Annotated in this window: 18 protein-coding genes; 5 read left to right on the plus strand and 13 right to left on the minus strand. The window is 66.4% G+C overall.

Annotation, left to right across the window (positions count from 1 at the left end):
- The first annotated feature begins 16 nt into the window (after window positions 1-16).
- Window positions 17-1,804, plus strand: coding sequence for an ATP-binding protein (locus ACOQOP_RS21000; protein ID WP_420563768.1), 1,788 nt, complete (start codon window positions 17-19; stop codon window positions 1,802-1,804).
- A 9-nt stretch (window positions 1,805-1,813) separates the two neighbouring features.
- On the opposite strand, the gene ACOQOP_RS21005 is transcribed toward ACOQOP_RS21000, so the two are convergent.
- The 6 genes from ACOQOP_RS21005 to ACOQOP_RS21030 form a co-directional block, all read right to left on the minus strand.
- Window positions 1,814-2,434, minus strand: coding sequence for a YdcF family protein (locus ACOQOP_RS21005; protein ID WP_420563769.1), 621 nt, complete (start codon window positions 2,432-2,434; stop codon window positions 1,814-1,816).
- A 49-nt stretch (window positions 2,435-2,483) separates the two neighbouring features.
- Window positions 2,484-3,380 carry a cell division protein FtsX gene (locus ACOQOP_RS21010; RefSeq protein ID WP_420563770.1) on the minus strand — a complete coding sequence of 299 codons (897 nt, stop codon included), beginning with the start codon at window positions 3,378-3,380 and terminating at the stop codon, window positions 2,484-2,486.
- Complete coding sequence (ftsE, locus tag ACOQOP_RS21015; protein WP_420563771.1) at window positions 3,377-4,105, minus strand: cell division ATP-binding protein FtsE; 729 nt, start codon at window positions 4,103-4,105, stop codon at window positions 3,377-3,379. Before ftsE ends, ACOQOP_RS21010 begins: the two co-directional genes overlap by 4 nt.
- Window positions 4,106-4,231: 126 nt before the next feature.
- Window positions 4,232-6,112, minus strand: a complete 1,881-nt coding sequence (gene cobT, locus ACOQOP_RS21020; RefSeq protein ID WP_420563772.1) for a cobaltochelatase subunit CobT — start codon at window positions 6,110-6,112, stop codon at window positions 4,232-4,234.
- A gap of 20 nt (window positions 6,113-6,132) precedes the next feature.
- Complete coding sequence (gene cobS / locus ACOQOP_RS21025; protein ID WP_420563773.1) at window positions 6,133-7,137, minus strand: cobaltochelatase subunit CobS; 1,005 nt, start codon at window positions 7,135-7,137, stop codon at window positions 6,133-6,135.
- 70 nt (window positions 7,138-7,207) lie between these two features.
- Window positions 7,208-7,783, minus strand: a complete 576-nt coding sequence (locus ACOQOP_RS21030; RefSeq protein ID WP_420563774.1) for a J domain-containing protein — start codon at window positions 7,781-7,783, stop codon at window positions 7,208-7,210.
- A 66-nt stretch (window positions 7,784-7,849) separates the two neighbouring features.
- Between ACOQOP_RS21030 and ACOQOP_RS21035 the strand changes: the two genes are divergently transcribed.
- Both ACOQOP_RS21035 and ACOQOP_RS21040 read left to right on the plus strand, forming a co-directional pair.
- Window positions 7,850-8,122, plus strand: coding sequence for a BolA family protein (locus tag ACOQOP_RS21035; protein ID WP_420563775.1), 273 nt, complete (start codon window positions 7,850-7,852; stop codon window positions 8,120-8,122).
- A 127-nt stretch (window positions 8,123-8,249) separates the two neighbouring features.
- Entirely contained in the window at window positions 8,250-8,630 is a 381-nt protein-coding gene (locus tag ACOQOP_RS21040) for a ribbon-helix-helix domain-containing protein (RefSeq protein ID WP_420563776.1), read from the plus strand.
- Window positions 8,631-8,633: 3 nt separating this feature from the next.
- On the opposite strand, the gene ACOQOP_RS21045 is transcribed toward ACOQOP_RS21040, so the two are convergent.
- From ACOQOP_RS21045 to ACOQOP_RS21065, 5 genes are all read right to left on the minus strand, one after another.
- On the minus strand, window positions 8,634-9,116 hold the full coding sequence (locus tag ACOQOP_RS21045; protein WP_420563777.1) for a tetratricopeptide repeat protein: 483 nt from the start codon (window positions 9,114-9,116) through the stop codon (window positions 8,634-8,636).
- A gap of 40 nt (window positions 9,117-9,156) precedes the next feature.
- A complete protein-coding gene (locus ACOQOP_RS21050) occupies window positions 9,157-9,747 on the minus strand; it encodes a glutathione peroxidase (RefSeq protein ID WP_420563778.1) in 591 nt (196 codons plus the stop codon).
- Window positions 9,740-10,396, minus strand: coding sequence for a sulfite oxidase-like oxidoreductase (locus tag ACOQOP_RS21055; protein ID WP_420563779.1), 657 nt, complete (start codon window positions 10,394-10,396; stop codon window positions 9,740-9,742). Before ACOQOP_RS21055 ends, ACOQOP_RS21050 begins: the two co-directional genes overlap by 8 nt.
- A gap of 124 nt (window positions 10,397-10,520) precedes the next feature.
- Complete coding sequence (phbB, locus tag ACOQOP_RS21060) at window positions 10,521-11,243, minus strand: acetoacetyl-CoA reductase (protein ID WP_420563780.1); 723 nt, start codon at window positions 11,241-11,243, stop codon at window positions 10,521-10,523.
- 163 nt (window positions 11,244-11,406) lie between these two features.
- Entirely contained in the window at window positions 11,407-12,585 is a 1,179-nt protein-coding gene (locus ACOQOP_RS21065) for an acetyl-CoA C-acetyltransferase (protein WP_420563781.1), read from the minus strand.
- A 395-nt stretch (window positions 12,586-12,980) separates the two neighbouring features.
- Between ACOQOP_RS21065 and ACOQOP_RS21070 the strand changes: the two genes are divergently transcribed.
- Window positions 12,981-14,528 (plus strand): reverse transcriptase domain-containing protein, encoded by a 1,548-nt coding sequence (locus ACOQOP_RS21070; protein WP_420563782.1) that lies wholly within the window; start codon window positions 12,981-12,983, stop codon window positions 14,526-14,528.
- A 181-nt stretch (window positions 14,529-14,709) separates the two neighbouring features.
- Window positions 14,710-14,994 carry a hypothetical protein gene (locus tag ACOQOP_RS21075; RefSeq protein ID WP_420563783.1) on the plus strand — a complete coding sequence of 95 codons (285 nt, stop codon included), beginning with the start codon at window positions 14,710-14,712 and terminating at the stop codon, window positions 14,992-14,994.
- Between the two features lie 9 nt (window positions 14,995-15,003).
- Here the strand turns inward: ACOQOP_RS21075 and ACOQOP_RS21080 are convergent, their stop codons facing one another.
- On the minus strand, window positions 15,004-16,068 hold the full coding sequence (locus ACOQOP_RS21080; protein ID WP_420563784.1) for a hypothetical protein: 1,065 nt from the start codon (window positions 16,066-16,068) through the stop codon (window positions 15,004-15,006).
- Between the two features lie 14 nt (window positions 16,069-16,082).
- Entirely contained in the window at window positions 16,083-17,477 is a 1,395-nt protein-coding gene (locus tag ACOQOP_RS21085) for a vanadium-dependent haloperoxidase (protein WP_420563785.1), read from the minus strand.
- Window positions 17,478-17,591: the final 114 nt, after the last annotated feature.

The raw sequence follows: 17,591 nt of genomic DNA on the forward strand, positions 1-17,591 counted from the left end.
CGGCCCGGCAACGCACGTGTCACGGGAACCAGGCAAGCCAGATCAGGCACGCCCGAGATCGCTCGACGCCGACCGTCCGCTCGGCGGAGGCGTTTCCCTGGGCGCGGTCGCGCTTGTCCTCCTGCTCACCCTCCTCGGCGTCGCCGGCTCGATCCTCGGCGCCCTGCGCCTCGCGGAATACAGCCACCGCACCTGGATGGAACGCGGTCGCAGCCAGGCGCTCGATCTGTCCACCGCCGTCGACGGCGCACTGCTGCAGCTCGAGGCCCAGATCCGCGCGCTGGCCACGCTGTTCTACAGTTCGGAGTTCGTGGATGCCGGTGAACTCGCCAGTGCGGAGGCCGGTCTTTACTCCGAGGGGCTGAGCGTGACCCTGTCTGGCCTCGCCTTCGCCGCGATCATCGACGACAGCGAACGGGCCGATCACGAGGAACGCCACAGCACTCGGTTGACCGTGCCGGGCCGTCTGGACAAGCCCGCACCCCCGGCGGCCAGTCATTTCCCGGTGCTGCTCGCGAGCCGCAGCCACTCCCAGTTCCATCGCGGCGCCGACCTTGCGGCGATCGCCCCGCTGCGCTCCATGGCGCTATCGGCCGCCCGGCTGGATCGAAGCGTGGTGATGAGCCCGACATTCGTGATCGACGACCGCCGGCTCATTGCCTTCGCGGTCGCCGCCCCGAACGGTGTCACCCAGGGTCTCCTGGTCGGCTTCCTGGAGGTCGACGAGCTGTTCGAGCGGATGATCCGCTGGGAACTGCCGGGCCTGTCGATGCGGCTGCTGGAGTATCCGGGCAGTTGGGAGTTCGACACCGAACCGCAAATCGTCCGCGGCGTGACCGAGCCGCCGCGCGAGGCGGTCGTCACCTTCGAGCACCGGTTCACCCATGGCGAGGCCCGCTGGAACCTGCAGTGGAGCCTGCTGCCGAGTTTCGACGGCGGGGTGGACACGGTGCCGGCCCTCATGCTGGGGATCGGCGGCTCGATGCTGAGCCTGCTGGTCGGACTGGCGGTCTGCCTGCTGATCTACCAGAACGCCCTAATCCGCCGCCGGGTCGACGAGCGCACCTCGGAATTGAGCGACGCCCTGAACCGGGCGGAGGCCGGCAACCAGGCGAAGACGAACTTCCTGGCGGTGATAGGCCATGAGCTGCGCACGCCGCTGAACGCGGTCATCGGGTTCGCCGACCTGCTGGAACACCAGCAGCCGACGGAGTCCGCCCGCAGCTATGTCCGGTTCGTCCAGGGCGGGGGGCGCCATCTGCTGCGTCTGGTCACCGCCCTGCTGGAGGTCGCCCAGGCCGAGAGCGGCGGGCTGATCCTCGAGGAGTCCGAGATCGACGTGAAGGCGATGCTGGAGGAAGCGGTCCGGTCGGTCGAGGGTGCCATGATGGCGCCGGAGAGCGGGATCTGCGTCGAACTTTCCGAAGAACTCCCGTCGATCCGGGGCGATCGCGAGAGGCTGCTGCTGGTGGTGATCAACCTCGTGCTCAACGCGATCCGTGCCGCCGGCGACCAGGGGACGGTGGCGTTGGCGGCCGAGCGCCGCCAGGAGGACGGGGGTGTCCGCATCCGTGTCTCGGACACCGGTCCCGGCATGACCGAGGGCCAGGTCCAGGCCTCGTTGCAACTGTTCGAACAGGTGGAGAGCCCGATGAACCGGCGCCATGAGGGTCTCGGCATCGGTCTGCCGCTCTGCCGGCACCTGGTCCATCTGCATGGCGGCAGCCTGGAGATCGATACCCGCCCCGGCGAGGGCACGACGGTGACGGTGGACCTGCCGCACCACCGCATCGTGACGTCCTGAGCCGCGGCCTCAACTCGCCACGGCCATGAACCAGCCGGCCACGGTGACGCGGGCGGTGGCGAACAGATACTTGGAATACTCGTTGGCGAGGAGCGCCAGGGTTCCGGGGTACCGGTACCAGTGGTCAAGCCGGACATCCGGCGGGATCACCGCGTGGGGGGTGATCCGGACGTCGGGCATGGCATGGGCGAACTCCAGCATCGCCCGAGGCATGTGGTAGTTCGAGGTCACCAGCAGCATCGATTCCCGGTCGCCGACCGCCATCCAGATCGCGGATTCCCGGGCATTTCCGATGGTGTCGCTGGCGCCGTGCCCGAGCACCAGACAGCAGTCGATCAGCTTGTCCGGCAGGCGGGTGTCGCCGTCGTCCAGCAGAGAGCGGATGCCCTTGCCGTCGACCCGCTCGTCCACGCCGCTGACGAACAGCACCGGCGCCGCCCCCGCCTCGAGCAGGGCGACCCCTTCATCCACGCGGCGGCTGCCACCGGTCAGCACCACCACCGCATCGGCCTTCTGCGGCTGCGCCTCGGCGGCGCGGGGCAGCCGGTCGACGAACCGCACCAGGCCCACGGTCCACACGACGAAAAGCGCGATGATGGCCAGCAGGGCCAGCCATCCGAGGCCCCCCAAGCGTCTTTCCTGCGCGCGGGCGCTGCGAAAACGATTGCGTCGTGCCATTTCAGGCCATCCTGGCGAGGGCTGTCTGAACCGACACGCGCGCGGTCGCCATGGCGATCGCAGCGGTGACGGGGGGAAGAAGGATGAGGGCGAGCCATTCGGTCCAGCCGATGCGCACCAGCGCGGTGATGCTGGAGACGCCGATCTCCGCCGCTTCGCCGGACCACTGACCGACGCCGATCTGCAGGCCGATGATGCTGGCCACGGCGAGCAGGGCGCCGGCGATGCCGCCATAGAGGGCGAGGCGCCCGGCATGCCACTGGAACTGGCGGGCGATGTAGCGGTCGGGCGCGCCGATCAGGTTCAGGATCTCGATCTCCTCGCGGTGTACCGACAGGCCGGTGCGCACCGCGAAGATCACCGCCAGCACGGCGGCGAGCAGCACCACGACGAGGATCGCGGTGCCGGCGATCGCCACCGAATTGCCCAGCGCCCGGGCCTCGGCCAGCCAGCGGCCGTGATCGTCCAGGGTGGTGCCCGGTGCCGCGTTGTCGAGGCGGGTGGCGAGGCTGTCGAGATCGACGTCCTGGCCGCGGTCGAGCCGCAGGTCGACCAGCAGGGGCAGCGGCAGGGTTTCGGCCAGCTCGGCGCCGAGCCAGGGGGCGAGCAGGGCGGCCGACTGTTTCGGCGGCATCGGCTCGACCGAGGCGATGCCCGGGGTCACACCCAGCAGGCGCAGGACCGAGTCCAGCCGCTCCTGCTGGCTGAGCCCGTCCACCGGCGGGATCTGCACCGTGGCCGCGCCGGACAGCCGCTCGTCCCAGTCGGCCACGAAGCCGCGGGCGGCCAGCGCACCGACCGTCGCCAGGGCCGCCAGATAGACCATGACGGCGAGCAGGCCGGGCAGGAAGCGGGTGGAGGAATCCCGGCCGAGCGCCAGGTCGGAATGGCCGATCATCGCGGGTCTGCCACCGAGGAGTGCGGCGTGCTGGCCCGCGGCGGCGGACGACGCAGCAGGCTGGACGGTGCGCGTCGGGTGATCCGCGCATCCTCCAGATGCAGGCGGGGGTGGTCGAACCGGTCGACTAGGCTCTCGTTATGGGTCGCGATGATCACCGTCGTGCCCATCTTGTGCAGCTCTTCGAACAGATAGAGCAGGCGCACGGCGATCCGGTCGTCGACGTTGCCGGTCGGCTCGTCGGCGAGCAGCAGGGACGGGCGGCCTATCACGGCGCGGGCGATGGCGATGCGCTGCTGCTGGCCGCCGGACAGGGTGGCGGGCAGGGCGTCGAGATGGCCCGACAGCCCGACCCAGGCCAGCAGCTCCGGCACATGCTCGCGGATCAGCGACTCACGGGTTCCGGCGATGCGCAGGGGCAGGGCGACATTGTCGAGGGCGGAGAGGTGGGGCAGCAGGCGGAAGTCCTGGAACACCACGCCGATGCGGCGGCGGAAGGCGGGGCGTTCCTTGCGCGTCACCTTGGCGATGTCGCGCCCGAACATGCTGACCTGGCCGGAGACCGGGCGGGTGGCGAGATACATCAGCCGCAGCAGGGTCGATTTGCCCGCGCCGCTGGCGCCGGTCAGGAAGTGGAACGACCCCGGCTCCAGGTCGAAGGACACGTCGCGCAGGATGACGGGGCCTCCGTCATAGCGCATGAAGACGTTCTCAAAGCGAACCACCGCGTCCCTCTGTCACCCGACAGTCTGAAAGAGCGGGGAGTGTGACCCAAGGCCGTGGCGAAAGAAAGGCGTTGCCAAGGTCTTATCCGACCCGGGCAACGCCTGGTTTGGATCGAGGCGGAGCGGTCAGAGCCGGGCGCCGGCCCGCTGGCGTCCGCCGGAAGCGCCGCCCTTGCTGTCCTCGTCGAACAGCGAGGCGAGCTGCTCCATCATCGTGCCGCCGAGCTGCTCGGCATCGACGATGGTCACCGCGCGCCGGTAATAGCGGGTCACGTCATGGCCGATACCGATGGCCACCAGCTCCACCGGAGAGCGCGACTCGATATACTTGATGACATCGCGCAGGTGCTTCTCCAGGTAGTTGCCCGGGTTCACCGAAAGCGTGCTGTCATCCACCGGCGCGCCGTCGGAGATCACCATGAGGATGCGGCGCTCCTCCGGCCGGGCGATGATGCGGTTATGCGCCCACATCAGGGCCTCGCCGTCGATGTTCTCCTTCAGGATGCCCTCGCGCAGCATCAGGCCGAGCGACTTGCGGGCCCGGCGCCAGGGGGCGTCGGCCGACTTGTAGATGATGTGCCGCAGGTCGTTCAGACGGCCCGGTCCCTGGGGCTTGCCCGAGGAGATCCAGCGCTCGCGCGCCGAGCCGCCCTTCCAGGCGCGGGTGGTGAAGCCGAGGATCTCGACCTTCACGCCGCAGCGCTCCAGGGTGCGGGCCAGGATGTCGGCGGCGATCGCCGCGATGGTGATCGGCCGGCCGCGCATGGAGCCGGAATTGTCGATCAGCAGGGTGACCACCGTATCCCGGAAGTCCGTGTCCTTCTCCATCTTGTAGGACAGCGGATAGAGCGGGGCGGTGACTACGCGGGACAGGCGGCCGGCATCCAGCACGCCCTCGTCCAGGTCGAAGTCCCAGGACCGGTTCTGCTGCGCCATCAGGCGGCGCTGCAGGCGGTTGGCCAGCTTGCCGATCACGCCCTGCAGGTGGCTGAGCTGCTGGTCGAGCAGCGCGCGCAGGCGGGTCAGCTCGTCGGCGTCGCACAGGGTGTCGGCCTGCACCACCTCGTCATACTCGGTGGTGTAGGCACGGTAGGATTGGTCCTGCCAGTTGCGGCCGTCCATGTTCGGATGCATGGGCGAGCCCGGATTGGCCGGTTCCTCATCGCCGGAGCCCGGCTCGAGGTCCATCTCCTCGGCATCCTCGCCTTCGGCGCTCTCGTCGCCGGCCTGCATGTCCGACGGGATGCTCTCGCTCTCGTCGCCGTCCTCGGTGGTGCCGCGGGTGCCGCCGTCGCTGGTCTCGTCGACGTCGCCGCCCTCGTCCTCGCCCTCGGCTTCGCTCGGGTCGTCATCGGCCACGCCCTCGTCGCCGACATCCAGGTCGAGATCGGTGATGAGCTGGCGGGCCAGCTTGGCGAAGGCGCTCTGGTCCTCGACATGCTTGACCAGGTCGGTCAGGTCGGCGCCGGCCTTGGACTGCACCCAGGGTCGCCACAGGTCGATCACCCGCTGGGCGCATTCCGGCGGCGCCTCGCCGGTCATCGACTCCCGCGCCATCAGGCGCATGACGTCGACCAGCGACACATCGTCCTTCTCGGCCCGGTCCAGGCCCTTGCGCTGGAAGCTGTCGTCAAGCATGGCGGACAGGTTGTGGGCCACCCCGTCCATCCGCCGCGCGCCGATCGCCTCGACCCGGGCCTGCTCCATCGCCTCGAAGATCTCGCGCGCCGCCTGGCCCTGGGGGGCGTAGCGGGCATGGACTTCGTCGTTATGGTGCTTCAGGCGCAGGGCCATGGAATCCGCCTCGCCGCGCAGTCGGGCCAGCGCGGCGGGATCCATGTCCTTGGGCGGCGAGGGCAGGCGGGCACGGGTGCCCGCCGCCGTCGCATGTTCGGCGCCGTAGGTGACCTCGAGTTCGATCTCCCCCGACATCGCCCGCAGGCAGGCGGCGGTGGACCGCTTGAAGTCCTCGAACGCCGGATCGTCGGGCGCGCGGTTGCTCCTCATGGATGTCCTCGCTGGCTGACTTACTCGGCCGCCTTGATGCCGAGCTCGGTGATCTCGTCACCGAAGCAGCGCTGGTAGTATTCCGCCACGATCGTCCGCTCGACCTCGTCGCACTTGTTGAGGAAGGTCAGACGGAAGGCCAGGTTCACGTCGCCGCCGAAGATGTCGGCATTCTCGGCCCAGGTGATCACCGTACGGGGCGACATGACCGTGGAGATGTCGCCGGCGATGAAGCCCGCGCGGGTCAGGTCGGCGCAGGCCACCATCTTGGAGATGATCTGCTTGCCCTCGTCGGTGGCGTAGGTCGGGCTCTTGGCGAGCACGATGTTCACCTCGGCGTCGTGCGGCAGGTAGTTCAGGGTCGTGACGATGTTCCAGCGGTCCATCTGGCCCTGGTTGATCTGCTGGGTGCCGTGATAGAGGCCCGTCGTGTCGCCGAGACCGACCGTGTTGGCGGTCGAGAACAGGCGGAAATACGGGTTCGGCGTGATCACCTTGTTGGTGTCCAGCAGGGTCAGGCGGCCGTCGACTTCCAGAATACGCTGGATGACGAACATCACGTCGGCGCGGCCGGCGTCGTACTCGTCGAACACCAGGGCGACCGGGTTCTGCAGCGCCCAGGGAAGGATGCCCTCGCGGAACTCCGTCACCTGCTTGCCGTCGCGCAGCACGATCGCGTCCTTGCCGATCAGGTCGATGCGGCTGACATGGCTGTCCAGGTTGACGCGGATGCAGGGCCAGTTGAGGCGCGCCGCCACCTGCTCGATATGGGTCGACTTGCCGGTACCGTGGTAGCCCTGGATCATGACGCGGCGGTTGCGCGCGAAGCCGGCGAGAATGGCCAGCGTGGTGTCATGGTCGAACAGGTAGGAGTCGTCCTTCGCGGGGACGTACTCGCTCGGCTCGCTGAAGGCCGGCAGTTCGAGGTCGATATCGAGGCCGAACACCTCCCGCGCCGAGACCTTCATGTCCGGCTGGAGGAGCGGGTGGGCGGGCTTACGCTCGATGACGCTGTCGTTCGTCATGGACGAGATCCTGTCTCTCGGGAGTGGGGAGCCGATGCTCCACAGAAGGGATACCGTAGCTCTATGAGCCTTAACTTAGAAACCGACGCAAAGTCGTATAGGCCTCGTTGATACTTTTCAACCGTTCCTCCGCCGCCTTGTCGCCGCCATTGGCGTCGGGATGGTGTTTTTTGACCAGTTCTTTGTAGCGGGCCTTGAGCCGCTCCAGGGTGAAGGGCGGTTCCAGCCCGAGAACGGCGGCTGCCTTGCCTTCGGCGGTGTCGGCCGGCTGCCGGCGGCGGGTCTCCCCGCCCTCCTCGTCGTCGTCCATGAAGCCGAACGGATCGTTGACCCGGCGGCGCGGCCCCTGGCCCGGCTTCATGGTGCCGAACGGCCAGGACGGGCGGTTCCAGGTCGTGGAGCGGCGGATATCCTCCTCGACCTCGTTATCGCTCATGCCGTCGTAGTAGTTCCAGGCCTTGTTGTACTCGCGCACATGGTCGAGGCAGAACCAGTAATAGTCATTCAGCCGGTTGCGGGCCTTGGGCGCGCGATGGGTTCCCTCCTCGCCGCAGCCCGGATGGTCGCAGACCCGCACTGCCGGTTTGCGCGGTGCGAAATCCTCCAGGAAAGAGTCTGGATTGGCCTTCGGCATTGGTGTGCCCATCTGCTCCATAGGCGTGTAACAAGACCGGATCTCCGACCCTAGCGCGCCCGAAAGGAAAGTCCATACATGACCATCGCCGAAACCATGCACGACAAGCTGCAAAACGCCTTTGCACCGACCGCCCTGGAGATCGTCGACGAATCCCACCTCCACGCCGGTCATATGGGGGCCAGGCCCGAAGGGGAAACCCATTTCCGGGTCACGATCGTGTCCGCCGCCTTCGCCGGGGCCAGTCGGGTGCAGCGTCACCGTCTGGTGCACGAGGTGCTGGCCGCCGAGCTGCGCGAGCGGGTGCACGCCCTCGCCCTGGTCCTGCGTACTCCGGAAGAAGCGAGGTGAGCAACCGAAAATAGTTATGTGAGAAAAATAACGTTTAATGGTTGCGAAATATAGAGAGCCATGCCATTGCTATATTGCACTTAGAAATTGCATGCAATTTGCGCGTTCCACGAGCGTAGAGTTCGCTTTGTCATCCGAGACCGACAAGACCTCGATCCTGGAAAGCCGGAATGTGACGGTCGGCAACAAGCGGACCAGCATGCGGCTTGAGCCCCAGATGTGGGACTCGCTGGAGAAGATCGCCAGGACCGAAGGGGTCACCATCAACAGCCTGTGCACGCAGATCGACCTGCGGCGCGGCTCGGTCGGCCTGACCTCGGCGACCCGGGTCTTCATCATCAGCTATTACCGCCATCTGGTGCGCCAGCACGAGATCGAGCGGGGGCTGCACGGGCCGGGCCTGGTGCCCCGGATCGACGGGCTGAAGGGCGCGTCGCTCGCCCGCTGGGTGCTGGACACCGTGGTGCCGGCCCACGAACTGAGCCGGGCCGGGCGGCACCGGGGATAGGCGTCAGTTCGTCGCGGCGTGCTTCTCGATCGCGGCGGCGAGCTGGTCGCGCTCCTCGCACTCGGCGGCGGGGCAGAGTTCGGTGATGCGGTCGAGCAGGTCCCGGGCGAGCTGCGGCTCGCCGGTCTGCAGGTAGAGTTCGCCCAGATACTCCATCGCCTTCAGGTGCTCCGGGTCGAGACGCAGGGCGTTGAAGTAGTATTCCCGCGCCTCGTCGAACTTGCCGAGCTTGCGGGTGGCGAAGCCCAGATAGTTCCAGCCGTCCGGGTTCTTCGGATTGCGCTTCAGCGCGGCGTGGAGCAGGGGCTCGGCCTCGGCGAACTCCTCGGCCCAGACCAGGGCGATCGCCCGTTCCAGTTCCGGATCCTCCATCATGGTCGGCTGATCGGTCGGCGACGGGGCCATGGCAGCGACCGGGAAACCGACGGACGGGGCCGCCAGGGCGAGCAGGGCGATCATCGAGGCCCGCAGGAGAGTGGAACGCATGGTCGAACCTGTTGCTGTGAGCGCGGGGGGTGGCGCCGGTCTAGTTCGGCAGGGCCTTCTCGATCGTCTCGATCGCGCGCGGATCGGTGGGCGACACCCGGGTCGGGATCGCCGCCACGAACTGCCCGTCCGGGCCGATCAGGTATTTGTGGAAGTTCCAGCCCGGCACCTTGTCCGGTCCGCCCGCCTCCGCCGCCCAGCGGTAGAACGGATGGGCCCCGGCGCCGACCACCACCTGCTTCTCGGTCATCGGGAAGTCGACGGAGAAATTGGTCTCGCAGAACGCCTTGATCTCCGCCTCGGTCCCCGGCTCCTGGCCGCCGAAATCGTTGGACGGCACGCCGAGCACCACGAGCCCGCGGTCGCGGTAGGTCTCCCACACGCTCTGCAGCGCGTCGTATTGCGGGGTGAAGCCGCAGCGCGAGGCGGTGTTCACCACCAGCACCGCCTTGCCGGCGAAATCCGCCATCGACATCGGCGCGCCGTCGATCGAGGTGAAGCTGAACTGGTGGGCGGGGCCGGTTCCGGCGGGTTGGGGCGTGGCGCCCTGGGCGGTCGTGTCGGTTCCCATCAGGGCGGCTCCCGTCAGCATGGCCAGCGCCGCGAGGGCGCGCGTCAGAGGTCTAAGCATAGCGCTGCTCCTTCCACGGGTCGCCCAGCATGTGATAGCCGCGCGACTCCCAGAACCCCTTTACGTCATGCTCGACGAAACGGATCGACCGGATCCACTTGGCGCTCTTCCAGAAATACAGGGCGGGGACGACCAGCCGCACCGGCCCGCCATGCTCGCGGGTCAGGGGGGCGCCGTTCCAGTGGGTGGCGATCAGGCTGTCCGGCTCATGCAGGTACTCGACCGGCAGGTTGGTGGTGTAGCCGTCGAAGGACTTGATCAGCACGAACTTCGCCGCGTCGCGCGGCCGCACCTCGGCGATCAGGTCGCGGGTCGCCACGCCGGCGAAGGTGTCGCCCAGTCGGGACCAGGAGGTGACGCAGTGGATGTCGACCGTGCGTTCGCTGCGCGGGATCAGCGACAGCTCGCGGTAGTCGAAGGTGGTCGGCACGTCGACCAGCCCCTCCACCCGCAGCGTCCAGTCCTTGGCCGGGATGTTCGGGTGGGTGCCAAGATCCAGCACCGGCCAGTCGCGCACCAGGTGCTGGCCGCGCGGCAGCCTTCCGGACGGCGCGTCGGGCTTGCCGAACTGCTTGTTCTCCCTGGCCCAGCGCTCCTTCTCGGAGACCAGCTTGGCGCGTTTGGCGGCGATGCGGGCGTCGTCACTCATGGCGCAGAATATGGATCAATCCGGCCGCCCGGTCACCGGGGCGCCACGAAAACGTGATGGACTGAAATACGAACGGCCCGCCTCGCGGGGAGACGGGCCGCCAGACGGTCGCGCGGACCGCCGCTCAATACATGTGCTGGCCGCCGTTGATGGACAGGGTGGAGCCGGTGATGAAGCCGCCCTCGTCGGCGGTGAGGAACACCACGCCGCGGGCGATCTCCGAGGCGTCGCCGAGACGGCCGACGGGGATGCGCGCCTTGATCTTGTCGAGCACGTCGCCCGGCACGGCCGCGACCATGTCGGTGTCGATATAGCCCGGCGCGATGGCGTTGACGGTGATGCCGGCCCGTGCGCCCTCCTGGGCCAGCGCCTTGGTGAAGCCGTGGATGCCGGACTTGGCGGCAGCGTAGTTGACCTGGCCGTACTGGCCGGCCTGGCCGTTGATCGAGCCGATGTTCACGATCCGGCCGAAATTCCGCGCCCGCATGCCCTCGATCACGTTGCGGCACATGTTGAAGCAGGAGCCGAGGTTGGTGTCGATCACCGCCTGCCAGGCGTCGTGGCTCATCTTGTGGATCGTGCCGTCGCGGGTGATGCCGGCGTTGTTCACCAGGATGTCGACCGGGCCGACCTCCTTCTCCACCTGGGCGATGCCGTCCTTGCAGGCCTCGAAGTCGGAGACGTCCCACTTGAAGGCCGGGATGCCGGTGCGCGACGTGAAGGCCTTCGCCCGCTCGTCATTGCCGCCGTAATTCGCGGCGACCTTGCAGCCGGCGTCCCTCAGCGCGACGCAGATCGCCTCGCCGATGCCGCGGGTTCCGCCGGTAACCAGTGCTACACGTGCCATGCTGTCCCTCCCTGTCCTGTCCTGTTCGGTCCTCGCGGCATTGAGCGGCCGCGTTGGCTTTTGTGAGCGTTGACGGGCGCACCCCGTCCGTCAACGCCGTTGGTTCATCATGGTTGCACGGCGGCGCGGTTCCGTCCCGCCCCGCGTGCCGGTCCCTGGGAGGTCAGTCGCGCTCCACGCACATGGCGACACCCATGCCGCCGCCGATGCACAGGGTGGCGAGGCCCTTCTTGGCGTCGCGCTTCTGCATCTCGTGCAGCAGGGTGACCAGCACCCGGGCGCCGGACGCGCCGATCGGGTGGCCGAGCGCGATGGCGCCGCCGTTCACGTTGACCTTAGACGTATCCCAGGCCAGGCCCTTGTTCACCGCGCAGGCCTGGGCGGCGAAGGCCTCGTTGGCTTCCACCAGGTCGAGCTGGTCCTTCGACCAGCCGGCCTTCTCCAGGGCGCGCTGGCTGGCCGGGATCGGGCCAGTGCCCATGATCGCCGGATCCACACCGGCGGTGGCCCAGGACACGATGCGGGCGAGCGGGGTGACGCCGCGCTTCGACGCGTTCGCCGCCGACATCAGCACCAGGGCGGCCGCCCCGTCATTGATGCCCGAGGCGTTGCCGGCGGTCACGGTGCCGCCGTCGCGCTGGAAGGCCGGGCGCAGCTTGGCGAGCGTCTCGGCGGTGGTGTCGGGCTTCGGATGCTCGTCGGTATCGACCACGGTCTCGCCCTTGCGGGACTTGATGGTGACCGGGGCGATCTCGTCCTTGAACCGGCCCGAGGCCATGGCGGCACCGGCCTTCTGCTGGCTGGCCAGCGCGAAGGCGTCCTGCTCGTCGCGGGTAATTTGAAACTTCTCGGCGACGTTCTCGGCGGTGTTGCCCATGTGGTAGCCGTTGAAGGCGTCCCACAGCCCGTCCTTGATCATGGTGTCGATCAGCGACAGGTCGCCCATGCGCTGGCCGGCGCGCAGGTACTGGGCGTGCGGCGCCTGGCTCATGCTCTCCTGGCCGCCGCAGACCATGACCTCGGCGTCGCCGAGCTTGATCGCCTGGTAGCCGAGCGCCACGGTGCGCAGGCCCGAGCCGCAGAGCTGGTTGATGCCATAGGCGGTGCGTTCCACCGGGATGCCGGCGCCGATGGCGGCCTGGCGGGCCGGGTTCTGGCCGGCGGCGGCGGTGAGGATCTGGCCCATCACCACCTCGTCGACCTCGCCGGCCTCGGTCTTGGCCCGCTCCAGCGCGGCGCGGATGGCGACCTCGCCCAGATAGCTGGCGGCGACGCTGCTCAGGCTTCCGTTGAATGCGCCGACCGGGGTACGGGCGGCTCCGGCGATCACGACCTCGGTCATCGGGTCTCTCCTCCTGGATCGTCTCTTACGAGTTCTGCTCTGTCAGTCGTCCGTCTCGGACTGGTGCGCGCCCGCGAGCCTTGGGCCGCGGCGCGGGGAATATCACAGACCGGGCCGTCCTGGCCCGTACGTTAAACATAAGCGCGGGGGGAAGGTGCCACAACCACGAGGGGTGTGGGGTTGATGTGGATCAAGGGGAGTGAGCCAGATAGTCTTCTCCTCCAGGCGCCAGAAACACACGTTGCTCTATCGACTGGAAATTGAATAATATGTCAGCTTGCGTGATGCGCTAAGCTGGCAAAGCTGCGACTGATCAAGTCTTCGAATTTTGATGTTTTAGACAGATAAATCAATCCTAAATACGACTGCAGTTTGTCTTCAAGAGGGGGGGCGGCATGCCGGGGTTAGATAGATCGATAATTCGGGCAATCGACCACGATAGCGTTATCGCTCATTTGAAGTCCGATATCCGTAGCGACTTCATCCTAGCTCCGCACTACAACGCAGTAATTAACCGATCAGGCGACGATTTATGGGAGCAACTCAAGCAACAACTTGCTGCGGGAACCTACCAACCGGAACTTCCGGTCACAATGAGCGTGCCGAAGGAGCGCTTTTTCACTCGGCCGGGTAGTATACTTCGCCCTGCAGACCGGTTCCTCTATCAGGCGCTTGTTGACCACGTTATGGACGAGTTGGAGGAGAGCCTGGATCGGCAGAGATCTTTCAGTCATATCCCGTCGGATGACGAAGGACAGATGTTCGAGCCAAATCACGTATCCTGGGAGCATTTCCAGGACCGGATCGCTGAGATTTGCGACCATAGTTCTTTCATCTTAAAGGCTGATATTTCTCACTATTTCGAGCGGCTGCCACAGCATCATTTAGTTAATTTGATGACGGCGGCAGGGTGTGTGCCAGAAGTAGTCAACCTACTCGAGGAGATGATGCTGGCTTTCAGGGAAAGGAATTCCTTCGGTATTATCCAGGGAGTTTACCCTTCTGATGCGCTTGGCAACTTCTTCTTGAGTGATTTTGACGCGTATTGCGAACTCGTGGGTATCCTGTCGGCACGTTACGTTGACGATATTTATATGGGGTTTGCGTCTGAATCGGAGGCTCGCCAAGGTCTCGCTGAATTGATCGAGACGCTGAGAAAGGATGGCCTTCACTTAAATGAGTATAAGTCGAGAATCCTGAGGGCGGAGGATGTGATACAAGAGGAAACGGCTATCGATCGTCTATTTGATGAGATTCGTGGAGAAGTCGAGGACGATGAGGCGTATAGGCGTGCTAGCCCATATGCTTTTGAAGTGGAATGGGAGGAGCATGAGGAGTCCGAAGATGGGGAAACTGAAAGTGAAATTGGAAATGCCGCGGTCGAACGTCTCATGGAGAATATCGGACATTATCCCGATCATGAAGACCAAATAGAGAGGTTTTGTTTACCAATTTTGCGCTCTGCAGCCTCTGACTCGGCTGTCGAATATGTTCTGGAGAGATTGAAAGAGAAACCGCATCTTACGCGTCTTTACTTCTCTTATATCTCCACATTTGTTCGCGCGAATGTGGATGTGGTCGAGGCACTGGAAGGACTTGTCGCTGACGAAACAGTGTCAGATTACCAAAGGATGTTCCTACTCGCAGTTCTGATCCAAGCGCGAACCGTTGAACGGTCGACGATAAACACTGCAATTCAGTGGCTACACAACCCGCGAGTCGCTAAGGAGACGCGGGCAATGGCTGCCATTTTTGCAGCCAAGCACGGCGTCGCAGTCCAGAAACGGGCGGTCCGAACGTCATACGAGGGTGAGCAGTCGGAGTATGTTCGCAGCGCCATACTTTATGCATCAAGATATCTGAGTTTAGCGGAAAAGAAAACCTGCAAAAGAGCCTGGGGTGGTCATAACTCCATCAATACGATGATCGCGAAAGCTATTTGATATAATATTTTATCTTACGAGATATTACAAATTACTGATAAAAAATTGATTTGTAAAGGTTCTATACTGGATCACTTTTCTCAACGGCGTAATTAAACTCCGCTGAGGTGCAAGGTCTGGAATTTAAGTCGATCGGAAAAGCCCTGCGACGGCCCTTCTTAATTAGTCTGATTCAACTGAATTGCGCCGCTATCTGGGCCTGCCGCGCGACCGGGGGGCGATGCAGGGCGAGCGGCTGTTCGCCCGCAGCGCGCTCGACCTGCCGAGCCTGATCGCCGGGTGGCTCGGCTGGGACCCGGCGACCCTGCACGAGAAGCGCTACCCGCCCGACTGGCTCGGCGCCGTGCCGCACAGCCACCGGGCGGAGGACGACGCGCTCGGCTATGCCTACCTGCTGCTGCGGGTGCTGGCGATGCCGGTGGCGGCGGGACCGGCCCGGCCGGCGGGTCGGCCTGGAAAGCGGTGAGGCGCGCGGCTAGGCGTCCTTCGCGGACCACCGCCCCGCCCCGCTGACGAACAGGGCGAAGACGATGCCGTAGAGGAAGCTGTGGCCCAGCACGCCCTCGTTCATCGAGACCGAGAAGAAGGCGAAGGCGAAGACCAGCACGAAGCTCAGCGGCCGCACCATGACCCCGGCGGTGATCAGGATGCCGACCACCACCTCCACCGTGGCGACGATGAACACGAAGACCTCGGGCGGAAAGCCGAACAGCGGCAGGTCGTAGAACTCCACCCCGGCGAGCAGGTAGGTCGGGTGCAGGAACTTGTAGAGGATGCCCAGGTACAGGAAGCTGAGGCCCGTCAGGATGCGCAGTACCGCCTGGGGGCGGCCCGGCGGCGTGGTCTCGGTCAGGCGCGTCACCGCCTCGGGATCGCCCAGCAGGGCGAGTCGGCCGCCGCCCCTGGCGAAGAGGTAGTAGGCGGTGCCGATCAGCACGCCGGCATAGGCCAGCATGTCGACCCCGAACAGCCAGAAGCCGACCAGCACCAGCAGCACCAGCAGGAGGGAGGCCACCCGCGTCCAGATCCCGAGCAGGAAGGCGGCGCCCAGGGCGACCTGGACCCAGATCAGCCAGTCCCAGTCGCCGGCCAGGTGGCGGAACTCCAGGTCCGAGGCGAAGAGCACCGGGCTCTCGCCGATCGCATAGCCGAGCCTTGGATGCAGGGCGAAGGCGGCGGTGACGAACATGGCGGCGAGGCCCAGGCGCAGGGCGGTCGGGACCCAGGGCTCCAGGCGCGCGGTATCGACCCGGGGCAGCCCGAGCCGGGCCACGACCCGGTCCGGGATGTCGGTGCGGCCGATCACGATCCAGGCGATCACGCCGGCCAGCGCCAGCAGCGAGATCGACACGTTTGCGATCCCGAGCGAGGTGAAGATCTCCGGCAGCGGCTTGGCATGGGCGATCTCCTCCTGGTCGTGGGTGATCACCCAGGTGTCGTGGGCCAGCGCCGGGCCGACGGCCAGCAGGGCGGCCGAGAGGAAGAGGGCCCCGAGGATGAGAGCTGGGAGGGGGAGGGCCGCGAGGGGGAGGGCGCGCACAGGAGGCTTCGTCATCATCGGGAGCCGTCGATGTACCGCATGGCGTGGGCATAGACCTTCTGGGCGACCGCCTGGCCGAGGATGCGGCCCGCCTGATCCCCGGTGGTGAAATGCGCCTGGCCGTAGATCCCCGACAGGGCGATGTCGCGCGCCGCCTCGCTCAGCGTCTCCATCGCCAGGACCACGTCGGCCGCCGGCCCGTCGTCGAAGGCGAAGCTGCCGGCCGGGACCACCACGGTGAGATCGAGCGCGTCGCTGCCGGTCGCCAGGCGGATCGCCTCGGCCCCGGCATAGCCGAAGGCGCTGTGGCCGGAGACGTGCTCGGGGGCGGCGGCGGTGGGTCGGTAGGGCTTGAAGTCGCGGCCGTCGATCATCTGCGCCCCCTTGCCGCGCCCGCCCCAGGCCAGGATCCGCTCGCCGGCGAAGAACGCGCGGATCAGGGTCTCCGGCCGCGCGGTCAGGAAATGCATCTTGGCCTCGATCTTGGCGATCGCCGTGTCGTGCAGCGCGTTGCCCAGGATGAAGAACAGGGTGACGTCCCGGTCGAGATCGTGGCCGCGGGTCTGGGAGATGTGCTGGGCCAGGATATGGAACTGGCCCGGCGGCGTGGGCGTGCCGTTGCCCAGGGTCCAGAACTCGGCGATCGCCTTATCCCGGTCGGTCAGCTCGGCGTTCACGTCGATGATGTGCTGGGCCAGCGCCCGCAGCTCCGGCTCGGAATAGGTCAGGGCCGGGGCGCTCGCCGGCCGAAACTCGTCCGCCCGGTAGAGCGCGAAGGGCGTGATCAGCGGCCAGTGGGCGCCGTCGAAGATCGCCGGCCGGCCGTCGCCCCTGAGGATCGGCTGATGGCGGCGCAGGTCGATGACCCGGTCGGCGGGGTTGGGCGGGGTGTAGCGGGTGTAGTCCGCATAGGCGCCGGGGCTGCGGTCGCCGAGCTGGTTGGCCCCGTCCTGGTGGGCGTGGTGCAGCTCCAGCGCCGCCGCCTGCAGGCCGAGCCCCGCCGCCGTCGCGGTGTCCGTCGACGACAGGGCCGGGTCGAGGCCGAGCTCGGTCATCACCGCGTCGAACCGTGCGGTCTCGCCCGGGAACAGGTCGCTCAGGGTGCGGTGGGCGGCATAGCTGACGGCGGCCGCCTTGTTGGCGTCGGTCCGGTCGGCCGACGGGCGGCGCAGGGCGGCGGTGTCGAGCCGCACGCCGGTCGCGCTCGCGGCATAGGGGGTCCAGGCGTCGTACATCGCCCGATGAAGGACGGCCAGGGCACGTGCGGTGACCAGATCGCTGCTGGCGCTGGCCTTGACCGCCTCGATGGCCGCCTTGTTCCAGCGCACGACGACCGTCTCCGCCTGCGCCGCCGCCCAATTGCCGGCGATGACCAGAACAAAGAGCACCGACACAAAGAGCTTGAGCATTCCGTTTCCCTCGCCGCCGACATCTTGTTGAGCGCGGCGGAAGACTATCTCGCCGAAATAAACGGTGTCGAGATGTTTGCTTCCGGCATGTTCCGCTTGGATGGGGTCTTGCAA

The organism is Thalassobaculum sp., assembly GCF_965223715.1.
Taxonomy (GTDB): domain Bacteria; phylum Pseudomonadota; class Alphaproteobacteria; order Thalassobaculales; family Thalassobaculaceae; genus Thalassobaculum.

Coding starts and splice junctions, on each gene's coding strand:
- ACOQOP_RS21010 (WP_420563770.1), bottom strand. CDS start 3,380: ATGATCGGCCATTCCGACCTGGCGCTCGGCCGGGATTCCTCCACCCGC.
- cobT (WP_420563772.1), bottom strand. CDS start 6,112: ATGAGGAGCAACCGCGCGCCCGACGATCCGGCGTTCGAGGACTTCAAG.
- cobS (WP_420563773.1), bottom strand. CDS start 7,137: ATGACGAACGACAGCGTCATCGAGCGTAAGCCCGCCCACCCGCTCCTC.
- ACOQOP_RS21030 (WP_420563774.1), bottom strand. CDS start 7,783: ATGGGCACACCAATGCCGAAGGCCAATCCAGACTCTTTCCTGGAGGAT.
- ACOQOP_RS21035 (WP_420563775.1), top strand. CDS start 7,850: ATGACCATCGCCGAAACCATGCACGACAAGCTGCAAAACGCCTTTGCA.
- ACOQOP_RS21045 (WP_420563777.1), bottom strand. CDS start 9,116: ATGCGTTCCACTCTCCTGCGGGCCTCGATGATCGCCCTGCTCGCCCTG.
- ACOQOP_RS21050 (WP_420563778.1), bottom strand. CDS start 9,747: ATGCTTAGACCTCTGACGCGCGCCCTCGCGGCGCTGGCCATGCTGACG.
- ACOQOP_RS21055 (WP_420563779.1), bottom strand. CDS start 10,396: ATGAGTGACGACGCCCGCATCGCCGCCAAACGCGCCAAGCTGGTCTCC.
- phbB (WP_420563780.1), bottom strand. CDS start 11,243: ATGGCACGTGTAGCACTGGTTACCGGCGGAACCCGCGGCATCGGCGAG.
- ACOQOP_RS21065 (WP_420563781.1), bottom strand. CDS start 12,585: ATGACCGAGGTCGTGATCGCCGGAGCCGCCCGTACCCCGGTCGGCGCA.
- ACOQOP_RS21070 (WP_420563782.1), top strand. CDS start 12,981: ATGCCGGGGTTAGATAGATCGATAATTCGGGCAATCGACCACGATAGC.
- ACOQOP_RS21085 (WP_420563785.1), bottom strand. CDS start 17,477: ATGCTCAAGCTCTTTGTGTCGGTGCTCTTTGTTCTGGTCATCGCCGGC.